Source organism: Micromonospora arborensis (assembly GCF_003205615.1).
Lineage (GTDB): Bacteria > Actinomycetota > Actinomycetes > Mycobacteriales > Micromonosporaceae > Micromonospora > Micromonospora arborensis.
Genome location: NZ_PYBV01000168.1, coordinates 1 through 426, shown reverse-complemented (window position 1 = coordinate 426; position 426 = coordinate 1). Strand labels below are relative to the sequence as shown.

General features: G+C 79.8%; 1 pseudogene. It reads right to left on the bottom strand.

The features are described 5' to 3' along the window. A pseudogene (locus C7C45_RS34350) lies at positions 1–426 on the bottom strand (AAA family ATPase); the annotation flags it as partial.

Here is a 426-nt window from a genome sequence, read left to right as displayed (position 1 = left end):
GCCCGCGCGCCCTCCGCCGTAGCGTGCTCGTCGTTCGCCGCGCCCACCGCGGCACGGACCGTGTCGGCCTCGCCGGACAGCCGATCCCGATCGTCGTACGCCCGCAGCAGCAGTCGCACCGCGCTCTCGTCGCCGGCACCGGCCAGCTCGCCGCGCAGCTTCTCCTCCCGTTCCTCGGCCAGCGACACCGCGGTCGCCGCCGCCTCGGCCTCGGCCCGCGCCGCCGTGACCGCCCGGGCCACCTCCGCCACTCCGCCCGGCGCGCGCACACCGGTCCACACGGTCAGCTCGTCGTCGAGGGCGGTCAGCGCCGCCGCCGCCTCCCCGGCGGTGGCCCCGGCCGCCGCCAGCTCCGTCACCGCGGCGGTCACCGCGGCGGCCAGCTCGGCCCTCCCTTCGACCCGGGCGTCTGCCTCGGCCAACGCC